Origin of the sequence: Phormidium yuhuli AB48 (genome assembly GCF_023983615.1) — a bacterium.
Classification (GTDB): Bacteria; Cyanobacteriota; Cyanobacteriia; order Cyanobacteriales; family Geitlerinemataceae; genus Sodalinema; species Sodalinema yuhuli.
In genome coordinates this window covers 433,613-451,866 of the sequence record NZ_CP098611.1, presented here as the reverse complement: position 1 = coordinate 451,866, position 18,254 = coordinate 433,613, and the positions used below count along the sequence as shown (strand labels likewise).

18 protein-coding genes are annotated in these 18,254 nt (G+C 52.4%); 9 read left to right on the top strand and 9 right to left on the bottom strand.

From position 1 onward, the window contains the following. Nucleotides 1-15 precede the first annotated feature (15 nt). Complete coding sequence (gene tyrS, locus NEA10_RS01830) at nucleotides 16-1,227, bottom strand: tyrosine--tRNA ligase (RefSeq protein WP_252663512.1); 1,212 nt, start codon at nucleotides 1,225-1,227, stop codon at nucleotides 16-18. Between the two features lie 333 nt (nucleotides 1,228-1,560). Here tyrS and NEA10_RS01825 point away from each other — a divergent pair, with 333 nt between their 5' ends. Beyond that, the gene (locus tag NEA10_RS01825; protein ID WP_252663511.1) at nucleotides 1,561-3,441 is read left to right on the top strand and encodes a transglycosylase domain-containing protein; all 1,881 of its coding nucleotides are present in this window, start codon (nucleotides 1,561-1,563) and stop codon (nucleotides 3,439-3,441) included. Here the strand turns inward: NEA10_RS01825 and NEA10_RS01820 are convergent. Then, nucleotides 3,438-3,761, bottom strand: a complete 324-nt coding sequence (locus tag NEA10_RS01820; RefSeq protein ID WP_068787852.1) for a DUF1825 family protein — start codon at nucleotides 3,759-3,761, stop codon at nucleotides 3,438-3,440. The two genes, NEA10_RS01825 and NEA10_RS01820, sit on opposite strands and share 4 nt — an antisense overlap. Nucleotides 3,762-3,948: 187 nt before the next feature. Here NEA10_RS01820 and tsaB point away from each other — a divergent pair, with 187 nt between their 5' ends. Next, a complete protein-coding gene (gene tsaB / locus NEA10_RS01815; RefSeq protein WP_252663510.1) occupies nucleotides 3,949-4,596 on the top strand; it encodes a tRNA (adenosine(37)-N6)-threonylcarbamoyltransferase complex dimerization subunit type 1 TsaB in 648 nt (215 codons plus the stop codon). 6 nt (nucleotides 4,597-4,602) lie between these two features. On the opposite strand, the gene NEA10_RS01810 is transcribed toward tsaB, so the two are convergent. Beyond that, on the bottom strand, nucleotides 4,603-5,940 hold the full coding sequence (locus tag NEA10_RS01810) for a M23 family metallopeptidase (RefSeq protein WP_252663509.1): 1,338 nt from the start codon (nucleotides 5,938-5,940) through the stop codon (nucleotides 4,603-4,605). A gap of 85 nt (nucleotides 5,941-6,025) precedes the next feature. Further along, a complete protein-coding gene (locus tag NEA10_RS01805) occupies nucleotides 6,026-6,691 on the bottom strand; it encodes a biotin--[acetyl-CoA-carboxylase] ligase (protein ID WP_252663508.1) in 666 nt (221 codons plus the stop codon). A gap of 197 nt (nucleotides 6,692-6,888) precedes the next feature. On the opposite strand from NEA10_RS01805, the gene pgeF reads away from it, so the two are divergent. Then, nucleotides 6,889-7,671 (top strand): peptidoglycan editing factor PgeF, encoded by a 783-nt coding sequence (gene pgeF, locus NEA10_RS01800; protein ID WP_252663507.1) that lies wholly within the window; start codon nucleotides 6,889-6,891, stop codon nucleotides 7,669-7,671. A 59-nt stretch (nucleotides 7,672-7,730) separates the two neighbouring features. On the opposite strand, the gene NEA10_RS01795 is transcribed toward pgeF, so the two are convergent. From NEA10_RS01795 to NEA10_RS01780, 4 genes are all read right to left on the bottom strand, one after another. Further along, a complete protein-coding gene (locus NEA10_RS01795) occupies nucleotides 7,731-8,000 on the bottom strand; it encodes a YciI family protein (RefSeq protein ID WP_252663506.1) in 270 nt (89 codons plus the stop codon). 145 nt (nucleotides 8,001-8,145) lie between these two features. Further along, the gene (gene cspE / locus NEA10_RS01790) at nucleotides 8,146-8,358 is read right to left on the bottom strand and encodes a transcription antiterminator/RNA stability regulator CspE (RefSeq protein ID WP_252663505.1); all 213 of its coding nucleotides are present in this window, start codon (nucleotides 8,356-8,358) and stop codon (nucleotides 8,146-8,148) included. 294 nt (nucleotides 8,359-8,652) lie between these two features. Then, the gene (locus NEA10_RS01785; RefSeq protein ID WP_252663504.1) at nucleotides 8,653-10,083 is read right to left on the bottom strand and encodes a slr1306 family protein; all 1,431 of its coding nucleotides are present in this window, start codon (nucleotides 10,081-10,083) and stop codon (nucleotides 8,653-8,655) included. 72 nt (nucleotides 10,084-10,155) lie between these two features. After that, complete coding sequence (locus NEA10_RS01780) at nucleotides 10,156-10,854, bottom strand: N-acetylmannosamine-6-phosphate 2-epimerase (protein WP_252663503.1); 699 nt, start codon at nucleotides 10,852-10,854, stop codon at nucleotides 10,156-10,158. On the opposite strand from NEA10_RS01780, the gene NEA10_RS01775 reads away from it, so the two are divergent. The 3 genes from NEA10_RS01775 to NEA10_RS01765 all read left to right on the top strand — a co-directional run bounded on the left by NEA10_RS01775 (nucleotide 10,805) and on the right by NEA10_RS01765 (nucleotide 14,191). Further along, nucleotides 10,805-10,969 carry a hypothetical protein gene (locus NEA10_RS01775; RefSeq protein WP_252665425.1) on the top strand — a complete coding sequence of 55 codons (165 nt, stop codon included), beginning with the start codon at nucleotides 10,805-10,807 and terminating at the stop codon, nucleotides 10,967-10,969. The genes NEA10_RS01780 and NEA10_RS01775 overlap by 50 nt on opposite strands. Before the next feature lie 150 nt (nucleotides 10,970-11,119). Next, the gene (locus tag NEA10_RS01770) at nucleotides 11,120-11,875 is read left to right on the top strand and encodes a peptidylprolyl isomerase (RefSeq protein WP_252663502.1); all 756 of its coding nucleotides are present in this window, start codon (nucleotides 11,120-11,122) and stop codon (nucleotides 11,873-11,875) included. A 270-nt stretch (nucleotides 11,876-12,145) separates the two neighbouring features. Then, nucleotides 12,146-14,191 carry a DNA polymerase III subunit gamma/tau gene (locus tag NEA10_RS01765; protein WP_252663501.1) on the top strand — a complete coding sequence of 682 codons (2,046 nt, stop codon included), beginning with the start codon at nucleotides 12,146-12,148 and terminating at the stop codon, nucleotides 14,189-14,191. Here NEA10_RS01765 and NEA10_RS01760 read toward each other — a convergent pair. Then, nucleotides 14,188-15,612 carry a glycosyltransferase family 2 protein gene (locus NEA10_RS01760; protein WP_252663500.1) on the bottom strand — a complete coding sequence of 475 codons (1,425 nt, stop codon included), beginning with the start codon at nucleotides 15,610-15,612 and terminating at the stop codon, nucleotides 14,188-14,190. The two genes, NEA10_RS01765 and NEA10_RS01760, sit on opposite strands and share 4 nt — an antisense overlap. Nucleotides 15,613-15,817: 205 nt before the next feature. Between NEA10_RS01760 and ebsA the strand changes: the two genes are divergently transcribed. The 3 genes from ebsA (at nucleotide 15,818) to NEA10_RS01745 (ending at nucleotide 18,242) form a co-directional block, all read left to right on the top strand. Next, on the top strand, nucleotides 15,818-16,195 hold the full coding sequence (ebsA, locus tag NEA10_RS01755; protein WP_068787863.1) for a type IV pilus biogenesis protein EbsA: 378 nt from the start codon (nucleotides 15,818-15,820) through the stop codon (nucleotides 16,193-16,195). Nucleotides 16,196-16,396: 201 nt separating this feature from the next. After that, nucleotides 16,397-17,482 carry a phosphotransacetylase family protein gene (locus tag NEA10_RS01750; protein ID WP_252663499.1) on the top strand — a complete coding sequence of 362 codons (1,086 nt, stop codon included), beginning with the start codon at nucleotides 16,397-16,399 and terminating at the stop codon, nucleotides 17,480-17,482. A gap of 253 nt (nucleotides 17,483-17,735) precedes the next feature. Then, entirely contained in the window at nucleotides 17,736-18,242 is a 507-nt protein-coding gene (locus NEA10_RS01745) for a DNA recombination-mediator protein A (protein WP_159784916.1), read from the top strand. Nucleotides 18,243-18,254: the final 12 nt, after the last annotated feature.

Genomic DNA, 18,254 nt, shown 5'->3' with positions numbered 1-18,254 from the left:
CTCTTGCGTCCCCCACTAATCACTCAAACGCACAAACTTCTTCTTGCCCACCTGTAACACCTTACCGGTCAGCGCTTGGGGCGAGTCAAAACTCAGATTGACATCAGTGATGCGATCGCCGTCTAAGCGTACCGCTCCCCCCTGAAGTTGCCGGCGGCCCTCACCACTACTCTTACAGAGTCCACTCGCCCCCAGGATGTAAAACAGTTTGGCCGGAAACTCAACCCCTGACAAGGAAAACTCCGGTACCACGTCAGCACCTGTTGACATATCCCCCCCCACCAGGGACATAGCCGCCTGTTGGGCCTCCTTCGCCGCCATTTCGCCATGATATTGGGCCACAACATCCAAGGCCAAGCGTTTCTGGCGTTCCCGAGGATTCTCAGGAAGCGAGTCCAAGGGAAGCGCCGTCAGCAACTCAAAATACTGGTCAATCTGAGAATCTGCCGTTTTTTCCAACTTAGAATACATCGAGAGGGCATCCTCTTTCAGTCCCACATAGTTGTTCAAGGACTTGGACATTTTCTGCACCCCATCGGTTCCAATCAAAATTGGCAGCAGTAAGCCAAATTGAGGGGTTTTGCCAAAATGGCGTTGTAAATCTCGACCCACCGCCAAATTAAACTTCTGGTCCGTCCCTCCCAACTCAATATCCGCATCAATAGCCACTGAATCATAGCCCTGCATCAAGGGATAGAGAAACTCATGTAGATAAATGGGATTCCCCGACTCATAGCGCAATGAAAACCCTTCCTTCGCCAACATCTGCCCCACGGTCATCGTTGCCAAAAGCTCCAGAATCTGGGATAAATCCAACTCCGAGAGCCATTCCGAGTTGTAGCGAATTTCCAAGCGTCCGGGGGTGTCAAAATCTAAAATGGGCCGCAATTGCTGCAAATAGGTTTCGGCGTTGTCCTTCACCTGTTGAGCGGTCAATTGACGGCGAACCTCAGATTTTCCCGTGGGGTCGCCAATCCGGGCCGTAAAATCGCCGATAATCAGAACCGCCGTATGGCCAGCATCCTGAAACGCCCGCATTTTCCTGAAAGGGATACTATGGCCCAAATGCAAATCCGAGCCAGTGGGGTCAATCCCGAGTTTGACTCGTAGAGGGCGATCGCAGCGAGCCAGCAAAACCTCCAAGTTTTCCCGCTCATCTTCAGAATCAGGACGATGGGGGAAAATCTCCTCTGTGCCTCGGTGGAGCCAGGATAAATCAGGGGTCATAGTCAATGGGCTAGGAAAAATTGCGAGCTAGTTAATGATGAGGTGGCTATAATAGCAGACCAGATGGGCAGACTTGAAGTAAAGAGCCTGGACAAACCTTGTCCCAGGCTGAATCTCTCGGGTTCCCAGAATCCAGGTCTTAACCCGGTTCTGGTCTTAACCCGGTTCTCATAGTGTAAAGTATGTCCAGTCACCCCCCTAATTGCTAGAGGCCCCCCTCGGGCTCTCAATTCAACCCAGTTGAACAGTCCTCAGATCAGACGTTGGTAAGGAAGGCGCTTTGTGTCAGGTAACACCATTCGGCAACATCGAAAACAGACCAGCCAAGTCCCCATGCAGCTGTTTCGCTTTGCGCAAGCAGTTGGCAAGGTCACGGCCAGTACATTACTTGGAACAACACTACTCGGTAGCTCTGTCGTAGCAGGCGGATTGGTTGGACTGGCGATTAGTTTCCGTAATCTTCCCGATGTGCGGGTCTTACGGAGCTATATGCCCACAGAAACCAGCCACATCTACGATATCAAGGGTGAGCTGCTTCTGAGCATCCATGATGAGGCGAATCGAGAAGTTATTCCCCTAGAGGAAATCTCCAACAACCTCAAATTGGCGGTTTTGGCCATTGAGGATAGTCATTTCTTCGTCCACCAGGGCATCAATCCCGGGGCGATTATCCGGGCTGGCTTAACCAACCTAGAATCAGGGGCCACCGTTGAAGGGGCATCCACCCTAACGATGCAGTTGGTCAAAAACCTATTTCTGACCCCGGAACGGGAATTTAGCCGCAAAGTGGCTGAGGCGGTCTTAGCCATCCGTCTTGAGCAAATTCTAGAGAAAAATGAACTTCTGGAACTGTATCTCAATCAGGTCTATTGGGGTCACAATCTCTACGGGGCTGAAACTGCCGCCCAGAGTTATTTTAATAAATCAGCTCGGGATCTCACTCTAGCAGAAGCGGCTATGATGGCGGGGCTAATCCAAGCTCCTGAAGAGTATAGCCCCTTTGTTAACTATCAACTGGCCAAACGGCAACAGGGGATCGTCCTCAGCCGGATGCAGGAGTTGAGATGGATTACCCCCGAGGAAGCCCAAGAAGCCCGAGAACAACCTATTCGTCTCGGCAACATTTCCTCGTTTTCTAGCAGCTTATCCCCCTATGTGACTGGGGCTGTTGTGGAAGAGCTAACGGAACGGTTTGGACGGGATACCCTCAGTAAAGGGGGGATGCGAGTGCAAACCACCGTTGACCTCAACACCCAACGGATGGCTGAGCGAACGGTGAGGGAGTGGCATACTCGCCTCTTTGAGCAAGGACTCTATCGGGATTTTGAACAGGGACAGTTAGCTCTAGCAGCCGTTGACCCCCGCACCCACTTTGTCAAGGCCCTAGTGGGGGGATATGACTACAATCAAAGTCAGTTCAACCGAGCGACCCAGGCTCAACGACAACCGGGGTCAGCCTTTAAACCGTTTGTCTACTATGCTGCCTTCGCTACCGGGAACTACGGCCCAGATACCCCGGTCGATGACAGTCCCGTTAGCTATCCTGATGGGGATGGGGTCTATACGCCCCGTAACTATGGCGGCGGTTTTTCGGGAGTGGTCAGCATTCGTAAGGCCATTGAGGTCTCCCTCAACATCCCAGCGGTGAAGATTGGCCAGGAAATTGGCTTGAATCGGGTGGTAGAAGTCTCACGGCTATTAGGAATTGAAAGCCCCATTGACCCGGTGATTTCCCTTCCTCTGGGGTCTGTGGACTTAACTCCCTTAGAAATGGCGGGAGCCTTCGCAACCTTTGCCAGTAACGGTTGGCGCTCCGATACAACTCTGATTGCTCAGGTAACGGATAGCCATGGCAATGTCATGCTCGATAATACCCCCAGACCCCGCTTAGTACTTGACCCCTGGGCCACAGCTGCCCTGACTGACACCATGCAAGGGGTGATTACTCAAGGAACAGCGACCTCCGCTCAAATGGACCGTCCGGCGGCTGGGAAGACGGGGACGACTTCCTCACAGCGGGATATCTGGTTTGTGGGTTATGTGCCTCAACTTTCCGTGGCGGTCTGGGCTGGCCATGACAACAACATGCCCCTCTCTTACGGGGCTACTGGCGGGGGATTTGTTGCACCGGTTTGGCGGGACTTTATGCGCCAGTATCTGGCAGATGAACCGGTCCAGAACTTCCGCTCACCCGATGAGTTTGACCGTCCCTAGGGCTGTTGTTGTAGTTCAGCTTTCATCCGTTCTAGGGTCTCGTGCATCCGGTCAAACATCTGTTGCGGAGTGATGCCAAACTGATTGAGTTGGGTGTTGAGTTGTTGGACTGTCATTTGGGCCATAAAGTCTTCTGACAGCTCAAACCGCTTCATGAAGACGCGGTAACGTTCCATCATCTCTTCCATCCGCTCGATATATTGCTTCTTACCTTCGCGGTCAAACTTGCCATACTTGCTCCCGAGTTCTACCAGGGACTGGTAGTCTTCAAAAAGTTGTTTGGCCTCTTGTTGAACAATCTCAGAATCAAAAAAACCCATTCTTAATGTCCTTGATATAACTCACGCTGTGGCAGATGACGCCATTCGGTTTTTTAGGGTTGGCTAAGGGGTAGCCCGGCTCAACCCAATCTGATTTATATCTTAGAACAGCCCTGTTGCCCTTGACTATGGGGACAGGTCGAGAAAACCCAACCGCCGACTCTGAAAGGGGTCGGCTTGATGTTTTATGACTGGTTACGGATTTGCGTTACATACGACGACGGCTCGGCTCGGCTTGGCGTTGAGTCAGGGAGACTCCTGTGGGCGATCGCATCGCTCTCAGACTTGGTTGCTGGGGCGATCGCTCTCGTCGGAGTTACATGGCTCTATGCAGGGATTTATGCCCCCTCAGACTTGGTCAGATCTGGTGTTTTTAGCTGTGGCGAAGGGACCAGGAAGCTTCACGGGAACCCGTATTGGTCTCGTTACGGCCCGGACCCTAGCTCAACAGTTAGATCTACCCTTGTTTGCGATTTCAAGTCTGGAGGCGATCGCCCAGCAGCAACGACAGCAGGATGCCACAATCCCCCCAGATTATGATCTGGCGGTGCAGTTAATGGCATCCCGGGGACAACTCTTTACGGCCATCTATAAACCGGCGACAGAGGGCCGGGGACTGACGACCTTGGTTACGGATACCGCCCGCAGTTTCGAGGATTGGACGCGGTTACTAGACCAGTGGCGATCGCCCTACTATCTCATCAAAGCCCAGGAAGACGATCTCGCGGCCTCGGTGACCAGTCTCCTCGACTTAGCCTGGCAGGACTATCAAGCCGGACGACGGCCATCATGGTCTCAAGCCCTACCTTTTTATGGGCAACATCCAGTCCCCTAACAGAGTCTAGTCTCCCTCGGAAGCTTGAGCCACTTGCATTTGGTTGATCAGCTCCTCTAGCGCTAGTTCCAGTTGTAGACCCGGATCTAGGTAAACCCAGCCTTGTTCTGTGAGCTGTTTGACTTCAAAATGCAGGTGCGGCCCCGTTGAAAAGCCCGTACTCCCAACTCGTCCAATGACTTGTCCTTGACGGACGTCCTGTCCAGGACGCACGAGGAGTTGAGATAGGTGAGCATAGAGGGTTTCGGCGGTTCCCTCGTTATGCTCCAAGATGACCGTTAACCCATACCCCCCTAACATTTCGGCGGTGGCTACTTTACCCGAGAACGCGGCTAAGACTGGGGTTCCTGTGGGGGCTGCGATGTCGGTTCCGGCATGGAAGCGACGCACCCCGGCGATGGGATGATGTCGCCAACCAAAGAAGGAACTAATGGGAGCTGGAATGGACAGAGGGAAGATGAGACGGCGATCGCGGGCCCGGAAACTCCGTTCGAGGGGCTGAACGGCCATGTCTCGCAAAAGTCTCGCCCGCATTTGGGCATAGTCTACATCAAGGGATGGGCTGTAGCTAGGAACCTGAGCACCACCAGCAGACTGAGAACTGATGCTAAAACCAGATGGGCCACTGGCGGCTCCCGGACGATAGGCGGCTGCACTCTGGCCGCTCCCTGGGGCTTGAGAGGAACCGCCAGACGCGACCGGAGTTTGAGGCAACGGGTGACCAGGACTCGGCTGTGATTGGCTGGGACTGGGGCGACAGAGTTGTCCACTCACTCGTCCACTGACCCGGGCTTCACACCCGGTGGAGCGTTCTTCAAAGACGACCACTTGAGAGTCTTGGGCGCTGGTGGCCCCTAGGCTATAGTCGGTGTCATCAATGTAGCTATGTTGGGGCGAGACGTTGGGGCGATCGAGTTGGGGACGATTCAGAGGCTCAGGCGGGGCGATGGCCTCTCGTTGGGGCCGACTCTCAAAGACGGCATCAGGAGACACCCCTTGATGAGACTCGGGTGCAGACGCAGGCTCAGGAGTTTTATCCCAGGGAGCTTCCACAGGAGCTGAGTAGGAGTTATCCTGATATCCCCTTGCCGGTTCTTGATAGACCGGAGTGGGTTCTGGAGCATAGGTTTGACTGGGAGCGACCGGTTCAGGAGCGTAACTTGGAGCTGAGTCCACAGGGTTGGGTGAGTAGTCTGGGACGTTTTCCTGAATGGGTAAATCGGGGTTATAGGGACCTTTGGCAAAGACGAAACCGCTTCCGAGCAGACTTAAGCCGCCGAGCCAACCGAGTCCCTGGACGATGAAGGATAATGAAAGGTGTGTATGAGTGGAACGTTTTTGCATATCTCCCCGTAAGTGGCGATCGCGACCTCTGTCATCCTGATCCAGGATACAGGCGATCGCACAAATGACAGTCTAGTACATGAGTTTATCCAATGTCTTCCCGCAAGAGTTGTTGATACTCTGGAAAAATCGCCTCGATGCCCCGATGCTCAAGTCGATACAGTCCCCACTCCAGCCCCACGAGAACCCGAGCTGCCAACATTTCCAAGGAACAGCGCCGAGATTCCGGGTGATTTGCCCAAAACTCATGAAGGTTAATCCCCATCTGTGGGACGGGATTACTCCAGTTGACCCCCACGCCAATGACAGCGGTGGCGATGCGATCGCCCTGAAGACGAGTTTCTGTAAGAATTCCACCCAGTTTACGACCCTGTAAAAAAATGTCATTGAGCCATTTCAGAGACACAGGAATTCCAGCCTCTCGCAGGCTCACCGCAATCCCCCAAGCACTGGCCAGGGTCAGTTGGGAGCCATCCTGAGCGGCTAGATTCGGGGTAGCACAGAGAGACACATAGAGTCCTCCAGGTTCCGAGAGCCAGTGATGGCCCCGTTGTCCCCGTCCTGATGTTTGACGGGAGGCAAGGACAACTGTTCCCGGAGGACATCCGCCGTTAACCTGCTCCCAGAGGAGTTGATTGGTTGAGGAAACACAATCATGAGCGATGAGCTGAAAATAGCCCTTTAACTCCGGTTCTAAGCGGGCGATCGCCCCCTGAATCCGGGACGTCGATAGAGAGGGAGTCTGACCCATCACACCTAACTGCTCCAATTTGGACTACCATGAGGCATAGAGTGCCATACATCATGGATGATAAGCCGTAGGTCATCGGAGAAATCCCTGCTTATCGGGATCTGCGATCGGCTCGATGGGCGCTTGCTCCTGATGCTGCTCTGACGTGCCATCGCTCCTCACGCAAGTTGCTCTTTGTTTAACTCCCTAAGGATTCTATGGATGCTTGGCAATGGCAGACTTGGCAGGGAAAATCCTATTTAACCTGTCGTCTTCTTGACCCGTTTCTCCACGGGTTTTTCACTCGGGAGTTTAGTCCCGATTCTCCCCTAGCGTTGGTTAAAGGGTTAAACGCGGATGCCCCAGTCTACCGGACACATCAGGTTCATGGTAATGCGATCGTCGATACTCACTCGTTAGCGCCCATCTGTGAGTCATCCGAAAAGGATGCTTTCCCCCCAGCCGATGGACTGTTGAGCGATCGCGCCCATGACTCAGTCTGGGTCTGTACGGCAGATTGTACACCGGTCTTAATTGGAGATATCTCTCAAAGACGAGTTGCAGCTGTCCATTCGGGCTGGCGTGGAACGGCGACTAAAATTGTCCCCGAGGCGATCGCTCAATTCTGGAATCGGGGCAGTCAAAACCAAGATTTACGGGTTGCTCTCGGCCCGGCCATTTCCGGAGATGTCTATCAAGTCTCCCTTGATGTGGCGGCCCAGGTCGCGGCGACCCTTCTGCCGGGTAACCCCAGCCAAGAGGCGGAAGCGATGATTGCGGCCCTCTCCGAATTTGATGATACCCCAATTTTGCCCGATACCGAAGCCGGAAAAGTTCGCCTGGATGTGCGGCGGGCAATTCTGCATCAACTCTACCGCCTGGGATTAGCGCCTGAACAGATTGCGATCGCCCCCCATTGTACTTATCAAGAGGATAGGCGATTCTTCTCCTATCGTCGCAGCCAACAAAAAGATGTCCAATGGTCCGGAATTATCGCCTGAGGCAGATCCCCAGCGAGCAGGAAGGGCCAAGAATCAGGGAACCCTTGTGGGGGAGCGGGTTAATCCTCAACGACGAGACACCACTCATAGAGATCATAGGTTACACAGCGATTCAAAACGAGGGGGTCTTGCTGGACAATGGCCTCCGCCTCTTGCATCGATTCAGCTTGAAAGATTAACATTCCCCCACCTCGGCGGTTCCAGTACCCACTTTTGGCCTGATATCCCCTTTGGTTAAGCTGTTTAACATACTCAATATGAGCGGGAACATAGTGATCAAAGGTCGACTTGTCGACAATACCGCTTTCAATCTTAGCAAACCAAGCCATGATAGGACAGCGTCAGGAACGCTTGCAAACTCAATGCCCTCCACTGTAACGCACTCAGCCCCACATCCGGGGTTAACTCTGCTAAAACGCAAAAAACCCCGAAAATCGGGGCTTAAGGGATGTTGTCAAAAATAAACCCGGCTATCTAGAGCGGGGTAACATTTTGAGCTTGAGGGCCTTTTTGTCCCTGTTCAACGGTAAACTGGACCCTTTGTCCTTCAGAAAGAGTTTTAAAACCATCTTGTACGATGGCCCGGAAATGTACAAACACATCAGGCCCTCCGTTTTCCTGGGTGATAAAACCAAATCCTTTCTCTTCGTTAAACCATTTCACGGTTCCGGTAACTTGACTTGACATAATTCTGTGTATCCTGGGTAAAAACTGGATTTGGTCAAAGAAAACTTGGAAGTCTCCACGGTGCGCTTAGGGTCTCATTAGCCTCGTTCCTTCTTGACCATCTTGTGGTTGAACGACAATTCCCTCAAGGCTACAAGTTTATAGCTTGTTCATCAATATTAGCAAAAAAAGCTGAAACTGTCAACCCCAAGTTAAGGTTTTTCCACAGTTGTAACCTGAGCCCGAACCCATCTAGTCAGAGGGTTTTGACCTCGACTTCAGGGCTAGGGAATTGAGATATTTCTTAACCAGAAGTTAAGCCGTTTTTGTAGCAAAGCGATCGCCCGCTTGACGAATCAGGGATTGGATAAAGGTTTTGCGGCGATTGGTCTCAAAGACCCGTTTGACAATACTCGCGAAGCGTTCCCCATCCAAACCACTCCCCCGAGCCATCTGAGCGGTCTCTTCACAGTCCTCAAAGTATTCGATCAGACTTAAGCCGGCAATGTGAGTCAAATAGGCAGCACTGAGGCCCTGGGTGGCCCCACCAGCGACAAAGGTGATGGGGTTTTGTTTCAAGGCGGCCGTCACCAGCTGGGTGGAGACTTCCACTAACCCGAGCTTGACTAACATCTCTGCCAAAGTTTTCGCGGCCACCTTAGCCTGTTCCAGCGAGAGTTTTTGCTGATAAATTTTGCCCAAGTTCATCACTAACTGGACATTGACCGCCGCCGTGGCGAGTAAATCTAAACTAGGAAGAGGATTCCCAAAGGCCGCCGCCGCCGCAATCCATTGAGATTGACGAACAACCGGCAGGGCCCGATGACGACGCAGGCGGTTGATCTCTTGGCGAATCTCCCGCCGCAGGGATTGAGCAGCGCGGTAAGTGGTGGCCCAGATCAGTCCCCCCGCATCCCGATGGAGAGTCTCTAAACATTCACTGAGAGAAGCCAGTTCTGGGGGAGGGGTTGTGGTGGAGGTTTCGATGCTGTTGTCAGTTTTATAGAGGCGCACTTCAATGGGAGTTGGGGCCGCAGCAATGGCCAGAATGCGATCGCCCCTTAAGTAGGGTTCGGCCTGTTGACGAATCCGACCTAAAATTTGGGCTTGTTCCTCAGGAGGATGGCGATCGCTTTGATTCCACACCAAGAGCAGCGCTTGTCCACTGGCAGTAATCTTCTCCACTAAATCTAGCTCTGACTCTCGGATATCTCCATCAGTGACCAGTAACAGAACATCCGTCTGTTGAGCCTCAGCCAGTAGAGCTGAATCGTCCCCCTGGAGACAGGAGGGTAAGTCTTGAATCTGAAGCTCCAGGGTTGAGCCTTGAGCTAGTTCTGTCTGCAAAGCCCGAACTAGGGCCGTTTTTCCCACCCCCTTACGGCCCGTGACTCCAAGGGTAAGGGATCGCTGTTCATCGGTTTGCTCCAGAGCCTCCAGACGTTCCTGAAACCCGCATAGATCCTCATCTGAGTCGCTTTCAGCCAGCAACACCTTGAGATTGTTGCGAACTCGGTTTAAGGCTTGCTCGACTTCAGCTTGGTTAAACTGGCTTGGCAAGACATCAACACCAGTCCCTGGCTGACGGCCGCCGAGCCGCCATAGGGCTATCCCCACAATGATTAATCCCCAAACTCCCCAGTCTCCAAAATCAGTAAAGCGATTCCCGAAACTATCAAAAAGCCATAAGGCCCCCGAGGCTCCCAGGCCAAAAACGAGAATTGGTTGCTTGACTATCCCTAGCATGATTACTCACCACAATGCTGCGACCCCACATCACAGGGGGCTACTTTCCATCGTACCGTCAAATTGCCTCTCCTACCGACCCACTATGGCTTGGTGATAGCGTTGAACCAAGACATCAACCCCTGTGATTGCAGTCCCGACAACGACGGCATTCGCCCCTAGGGCTATAGCCTGTTGGGCCATCTCTGGGGAACTGATTCCCCCTTCACAAATCATAAATCCGGGACAATCCCGAACTAGGGCTTGTAGAAGTTCCCATGCCGGTGGCGATTGTCCTGCGGTGGCGGCGGTGTAGCCGTAGAGGGTTGTTCCAATAATCTCGATCCCAAGCTGTTGAGCGACCTTGGCCGCCTTGAGGCTATCGATGTCCGCCATAATGGGAAGTGCCCATGTGTCCTGGACCCATTGCACAATCTCGGCTAGAGTTTCCCCCTGGGGACGCGGCCGCTCTGTGGCATCTAGGGCAATAATATCTGCCCCAGCTTCAGCGATGGCTTCGGCATGGTGGCGTTGAGGAGTAATGTAAACGTCACTGTCTGTGTAGACGCGCTTCCATAAGCCAATCAGAGGTATTTCAGGCAGTCGCTGACGTATCGCTCGTACATGAGCAGGGCTATCAACCCGAATGCCTACAGCACCCCGATTAACGGCAGCTTCTGCCATAGCAGCCATGATCTCAGGGTCATGAAGGGGGGAGTCGGGGGGTGCTTGACAGGAAACAATGAGTCCCCCTTGCAAGGATGAGAGGAGAGAAGAATGGGCGATCGCCATGGATGGGTTTGAGGACAATCAGAATCAGGGACTATTGTGCCAGAGTTCTGGTCACTGCATGTTGTTGCTGGAGGAGATTGCGTTAAGGTGCGATCGTGGGGAACCTCTGACTTAGGGGTGTCAGTCAACATCACGGGCGACCGGCATCAGAGACCTTAAGTTTCAGATGGACTTCTCCGTAACCCCGATTTGTCTGATCTCAAGCGTATGCCAACGGATCAGAGAATCTGGGGAGCTACCCCTGTTTACATTACCGTCAATGATTATGACTGACAATTTCATTACCATCGATGACCAGGCAATTTCCCTGAAACAAGCCATTGGTTATCTCAACACCACGGGAGATCTCCCCAAGTTCATTCAGCGAATTCTCTACCGCCACATTATTGAGCAAACCTTAAGCCACCGCTTAGATGTGGCGGTGGAACCGCAACAAATCGAACAAGCGATCGTGAATTTCCGGGTTCAGAATAAACTCACAGAACCGGCTCCCTTTGAGGAATGGCTTAAATCTCAAGGGTTGACCTATGAGTCGTTTCAAAAACGGGTCTCTGAATCCTTACGAGTGGAAGTACTCAAGCAAAAGGAAATCAGCCAAGAATCTCGCAAGTATTTCAATGACAACAAAGCGGCGTTAGATCGTATTGTGTTATCGCGGATTGTGGTTTTAGCGCAAGCCCTAGCCAAGGAGATTCAGCAGCAACTGACCAATGGCACGGCTACCTTTGAAGCCTTGGCAAAACAGCATTCGGTGACCAATGATAGTTCCCTGGGGGGACTGATGGGAACTCTGCAAATGGGACAACTCCCCCCAGAAATTCGCGGTCAATTGGCTGGACATGGTGTTGGGGATATTATTGGTCCCCTGGAAGTGGAAGGACGCTATACGATTTTGCGGATCGAGCAGATTTTACCCGCTGCCTATGAAGGAGACCTTCGTAAACAACTTGAAGAGCGATTTTTTGCGCAATGGCTGCAAAATCAGCTTAAAGACCATGACATCAAATTGAATATCGAATAAACGATTCTACAGCTCAGGTTAAACCCGGAGTTGATATACCTCTAACCACGTCATGATGAAGTTAAGCCCTGGCTACTCTCATGGCGTTGGCGAGGTATTTTTTTTGCTGGATTCAATTTACAAACTCTCAAATTAGCGGTATAATTAAGGGGTTCCTGACAATCGTTATTTAACGCTATTTTTGATTTTTAAAAACCAAAGTAATATCAACTTAAAATTGTAAGTTTAACCCGTAATTGTCCCCATTCAGCCTTTATCCAGTTTCCGACCGTGGTTTATGAGCCGTTACACCACAAATATCGTCCTGCCACCTTTGCCGATCTTGTTGGCCAGTCGGCGATCGCCAGTACCCTAACCAATGCCATTCGTCAGGAACGGATTGCCCCGGCCTATTTGTTTTGTGGGCCTCGGGGGACTGGGAAAACCTCAAGTGCCCGTATCTTCGCTAAATCCCTGAATTGCTTGAGCAGCGATCGCCCCACAGAAAGCCCCTGTGGAACCTGTGACACCTGTCGTAGCATTGCCCGAGGCTCAGCCCTCGATATTATTGAAATCGACGCCGCTAGTAACACCGGCGTTGATAATATTCGTGAACTCATTGAACGGGCCCAATTTGCCCCCGTACAAGCCCGTTACAAAGTCTATATTATTGACGAATGCCACATGCTCAGCACAGCGGCATTTAACTCTCTTTTAAAAACCCTAGAAGAACCTCCGTCCCAGGTCATCTTCATCCTCGCCACCACTGACCCCCAGCGCGTTTTGCCCACCATTATTTCTCGCTGTCAGCGGTTTGACTATCGGCGCATTCCCCTAACGTCCATGAGGGAGCATTTGCGCTATATTGCCGAGCAAGAAGCCATCCGCATCACCGATGAAGCGATTACCCTAATTGCTCAGCTCGCTCAGGGAGGATTACGAGATGCCGAGAGTGTTCTGGATCAACTGAGCTTATTACCGGAAGAAATTGACGTCGAACGAGTCTGGGATTTAGTGGGCGCGGTTCCAGAGCGAGATTTGCTGACCTTACTTGAGGCGATCGCCCAAAACAATCCCCAACAGGTTTTAGAACAATGTCGCTATCTCCTCGATCGCGGACGAGAACCGCCCATTGTCATGCAAAATCTCGCCGCCTTCTATCGAGATTTACTCATCGCCAAAACCGCTCCTCAACGGAACGATCTCGTCACGGTAACTGCTCCAACCTGGGAGGCTCTCTGTCAGTTCGCCCAGCAGTGGGACGAGCAATTGATTCTAGCCGGCTCCCAGCATTTACGGGCCTGCGACAGTCAAGTTCGCAATACCACCCAACCCCGTCTTTGGTTAGAAGTTACCTTACTGGGGCTACTTCCGGCGAACATGCAGCGGTCTCAACCTGCCCCATCCCCCGCCTCCAGATTTCCCTCTCAGCCAGGGTCAATGGCTATGGCCCCTGTGGCTCCTGTAGCTCCTGTGGCAGCTACCCCTCAAGCTCCCGCTCAACCTGCCACAACTCCCACCCCAGTTTCTCAAGCTCCCGCTCAACCTGCCACAACTCCCACCCCAGTTTCTCAAGCTCCCGCTCAACCCCAAACTGTCCCGCAGCACCATCCTGCCAACTCTAGCGACCAAGGAGTTGCCCCTGCCCCTACCCCACCCCCCCCAAACTCCACCGCCGAAGTCCCAGACATCTCTGCTCTGCCCCAAATTTGGCAACAGGTTCTAGAGAATATCGAATTTCGGGCAACCCGAGAACTCTTACGGCAACAAGGACGTTTGCTGCAATTTGACGGTCAAACCGCCGAAATTGGTGTACCCAAGGCCCTGATCAGAATGGCAGAAACGAAACTTGCCGATATTGAGGTGGCCTTCCAGAGCACCCTACATAAAGCCATCCGTGTCAAGATTGGCTCTGCCCAAGCACAGGTTAGAGGTCTCACTGCACCCCATCCCCAAGGGACATTCTCGGCGGCTAAGTCCGCCCCATCCGCCCCTGTGGCAACCCCTCAGGAGCTAACTCACCGCGACTCGGAGGTTTCTGAAAATGCTCCTCCTTGGGAGAAGTCTGCATCTGTAGGTAACCCACAACCGGATATAACACCTACGGCACGCCATAGCGATTCCCAAGAAACTAGACCGGGAGAAACCCTGCCAGGAGCTACCTATCCCGACTCCCTCAACCCAGTCCCATCGGACGCGATCGCCCCGACTGTGATGCCTCAGGGGTCTGAGGAGAGTTGGGAGATTGATCAACTGGAAAAGGTCGCAAACGAGTTTGCCCAGTTTTTTAATGGCAATGTAGTAGATTTAGACGATGACCTAGACTTTGAACTCTAATGGGACTCCTGTACCCCTCGGTGAACGGTTTTCACCCATTTGAGACGTTTGGGGCGAACCGCTAGGCGAGCCGTGGTCGCTGCCATCACCACAAGCCAATGCAGCATATAAAGAGTTCCCTGGAGGGTGTCTCGCAGCAGTAGGGGTAACGGTTGCGGCTTGCCTTCTTGACGATTCACCCGTCGTAACCCCAGGCCGATCCAAACAAGGGAAAGACTAACGGTTAAGGTGGTCATGGGACTGAGCAGGGGCACACGGGTACGAATTAGGGAGAGGAGCAAATCCGGGACGGCTGCCGTGGGTAGGAGATATTGCATCCATAGAAAGACCAGTAAATCCAGACGTTTGGACAGACTGAGCCGGGGGCCGCACAGGAGTCGCCAATAATCGAGATAGCGTTGATAGCCTCCTTCAGCCCAACGAGAGCGTTGATGCCATAAGGGCAGCGCCTCGGTTACCCCCTCTTCCCGGACCGCAGGTAGGGTGACACAGTCAATATCCCAGCGATCAAGATGGAGTCGTAGGGTTAAGTCGAGGTCATCGGTGATGGTTTCTTCATTGAAATAGCCACAACGTTCGAGGGCGCTACGTCGAATGACCTGTCCATTGCCTCGCAGTTCACCAATTCCCCCCAAGGCCACCCGTTGTTCTTGGAGATAGGCATCTAAAATCATTTCCACTCGTTGCCCTTGAGTCCAGAAGTTTTCACCCGCATTGCTGATGGCCTTGCGGACTTGGACGGCCCCGACGCGATCGCGCTGGAATAGGGGCAAGACTCGCCAGAGGAAGTCTGAACTGACCTGGGCATCGGCATCAAAGATAGCAATAATTTCGCCCCGGGCCAGTTGCACCGCTTGATTGAGAGCGCCGGATTTGCCACCGCGAGCGGTATGGTCACGATGTAAGACCTGGAGACGTTCATAGTCCTGACTCAAGGCATCGAGGAGTTCTGGAGTTCCATCACTGCTGTTGTCATCGATGGCCCAGATGTCATAGCGATCGCCTGGATAGTCCAATTGATTCAACATCTCAATCAGGGGAGTAATGGCCGCTTCCTCATTTTTGGCAGGAATCAGAAACGAGACATAGGGGAGCGATGTCTCCGTTGACATGGGGGTTAGTTGGCGACGGGGGGGAGACGAGAGAATCGTTCTCAGACCATGGACCCCCACTAAGCCTGTGAGTCCCCAGATCACCCACATGCCCCAAGAGAGGAAATGAAGAGCCATCACCCCCCCCCAAATCAGTAGTAACATCACGGCGGCTTTACCCCGTCGCCCGGCATAACCTCGATAGGATGCCCCTAGGGTTGGTGTAGAGGAGGGTGATGTGGCCGTGTCTAGGGGGCGATCGGCCAGAATCGTTGTTAAGGGTTCCCACGGTTTGGAGGGATTGCGATCAAACCAAAAATTTACTGGCATAGTTGGGGGTTATTGTGCTGCGTTCTCACTCAAAATGGCGATCAGCCCGGTTTAGGGGCTACAGTCTCAAAATATCTCAAACCAATCCCCAAGATCAGATTTAACCCTCTCCTGAGAGAAATTCGTGGGGGATGTCACAATGATGAAGGGTGGATTGGCAGACCTGCGCCAATCCCAGAAGACGTTACCTATTGAGTCTCGTACTATGTCATTGGAAAATCTGCAACCCGCTCCTAAAGCGAAGGTGATGGTCTACCTTCCTTACTATAAAACCAATAATCAACGCAGTGCCCTGCCGTTGGCCATTGGCCTGTACGAGAAAGGCAACCTCGAAGGAGAGCGTCGCATTGAAGGAGGCAAAAATATTCCCTTCGTCGCCACCTGGAATGTTTCTAGTCTGCCAGCTGACCCAACCCGCTGTCGCTTGCAGTTCGATGGCAATGCAGATTTGAGTTATGAGACCACTATGGCCAATTATGAGTTTATTAATTTTGTCATTGAACTGCTGATCATCTTCAAGAAGTATCGGGTGGTCGATTTCTCAAAGGGCTTTTATCACAAGCTTTTAGATGTAGACGAGTAGTCTCAGAAGACCATCATACCTGTGAATCGACCGGATCTGGCGATGTTGACAGCCGCCAAGTGGGAACCCAGAAATCTAGGGAAGGTCACCCTTGATACAGTTAGTATGAAGTTTGACGGCTCACAGTAGATTGAAGAGTGAACACGGTGACGGTGAGTTCTGTCTACAGTCATCTCACACCATGGAAAAGGAGTGTCTAGCGTGCCGAACCCCCCCAAATATCTAATCGTTGGGTCGATTGAACCCTGTAGTGGTAAAACCTCTAGTCTCTTGGGACTGGCGCATCAACTGCAAACAACTGGTCTGGACTTCGCCATTGGTCAACCCCTGGCTCCGGCCAGTCTCTCATCTGAGGGGTCAAAACTGATTGAGGCCGAAGTGGATTTTATGGCTCAACAGTTGAACCTGAGTCGCGATCGCGTCCAAGCCCCCATCTTGACCCTATCACCGGAGATGTTGGCCAAACGGCTCCAAGGACAAGACGTTACAGATTATATAGCCCTGGTTCAGGGGTTACCCATCCCCGAGGTAGATCTGGTGATCTGGGAAGGTCCCACCAGCTTATCCGAGGGACGTAGCTTTGATCTGTCCCTTGTACAACTTGCCGAACGAGTTGATGCGGGGGTTTTGTTGGTGGTTCGCTATGATTCCATGTTGACCATTGACCGAGTTCTCTCTGCCAAGGTTCAGTTGGGCGATCGCCCCTTGGGCGTGATCCTAAACAACGTCCCCACGGACGAGTTAGATCAGGTTCAAACCCGTGTACAACCCTTCCTGGAACAGTCAGGCATTACCGTCATCGGTGTTTTACCCCACAGTGCCTTGCTACGGAGTGTCAGTGTCAAGGATGTAGTCAACACTCTTGACGCCGAAGTCCTTTGTGGCAAGGAACGTCTGGATTTAATGATTGAGAGTATCCAGATTGGTGCGATGAGCGTTAACTCAGCAGTCAAATACTTTCAGCAAAGCCTCAATACAGCCATTGTGACTGGGGGCGATCGCACCGATATCCAACTCGCGGCCTTAGAGACGGCAACCCACTGTCTGATTCTCACAGGACATCACCTAACCCCCAGTGATCTGGTTTTGAATCGGGCTGAAGAGGTGGAGATTCCGGTGATCTCCGTTGAACGCGATACCCTAACTACCGTAGAAATTCTCGATGCCATGTTCGGCCGCACCCCAGTGCGAGAACCCATGAAGCTGGACTACATTTACCAAATGGCCCAAGAACATTTGCACATTGACCGGCTCCTGAACCTACTAGAGTTAAAGGCTTCAGCCTAGAAAGATTAGCTCTCCGGAGTCTTCACATCAGACAACAGAGGGCAGAACCCATCCCAGAGATAGCTCACTGCCGCCGGAGGGGGGGAAGAAGGCAGTAGGCAGCAGGCAGTAGGGGGGAAGAAAACAGTTGTTCTACTGCCTATTGCCTGTTCCCTGTTCCCTGTTCCCCCTCCTGCCTTCTTTCAGCTTCTCCCCCGCAAAAGCGTTCTGTCTGTTACAATACTTGCGTCGTTCAGTTCCCGTCGTACTGTCTTTGAGTCAAACCACAGAGACTTCCGAGAAAGTTGACGTTTTTCTACAAGAGCTGGCTGCGATTCAGCAGTCCGGTTCCAAACGCATCGCGATTCTCGGGTCGCGTCATGTTCCTATTACTCATCAACATTTAATTGAGGTGATGAGTTACGCTCTGGTCTTAGGGGGAAATCGCTTGATCACCTCAGGGGCAACCGGCACCAACTCCGCTGCTATTCGCGGGGCGATGCGTGCAGACCCCAATCAGTTGACCGTCATTCTTCCCCAAAGCCTTAAGCGTCAGGGGAAGGAGTCGCGCAAGCAACTCGATCAAGTCATGCACTTGGTGGAACATCCAGAACATGATGAGTTGTCCTTGGCTGAAGCCAGTGCCAACTGCAATTTAGAAATCATTAGCCGCTGTCAGCAATTGATTTGCTTTGCGTTCCATGACAGTCACACGTTGCTGCAAACCTGCCGAGATGCGGAAGACCAGCGTAAAATTGTGACGCTGTTTTATTTCGACTGATGCCCTAGCCTT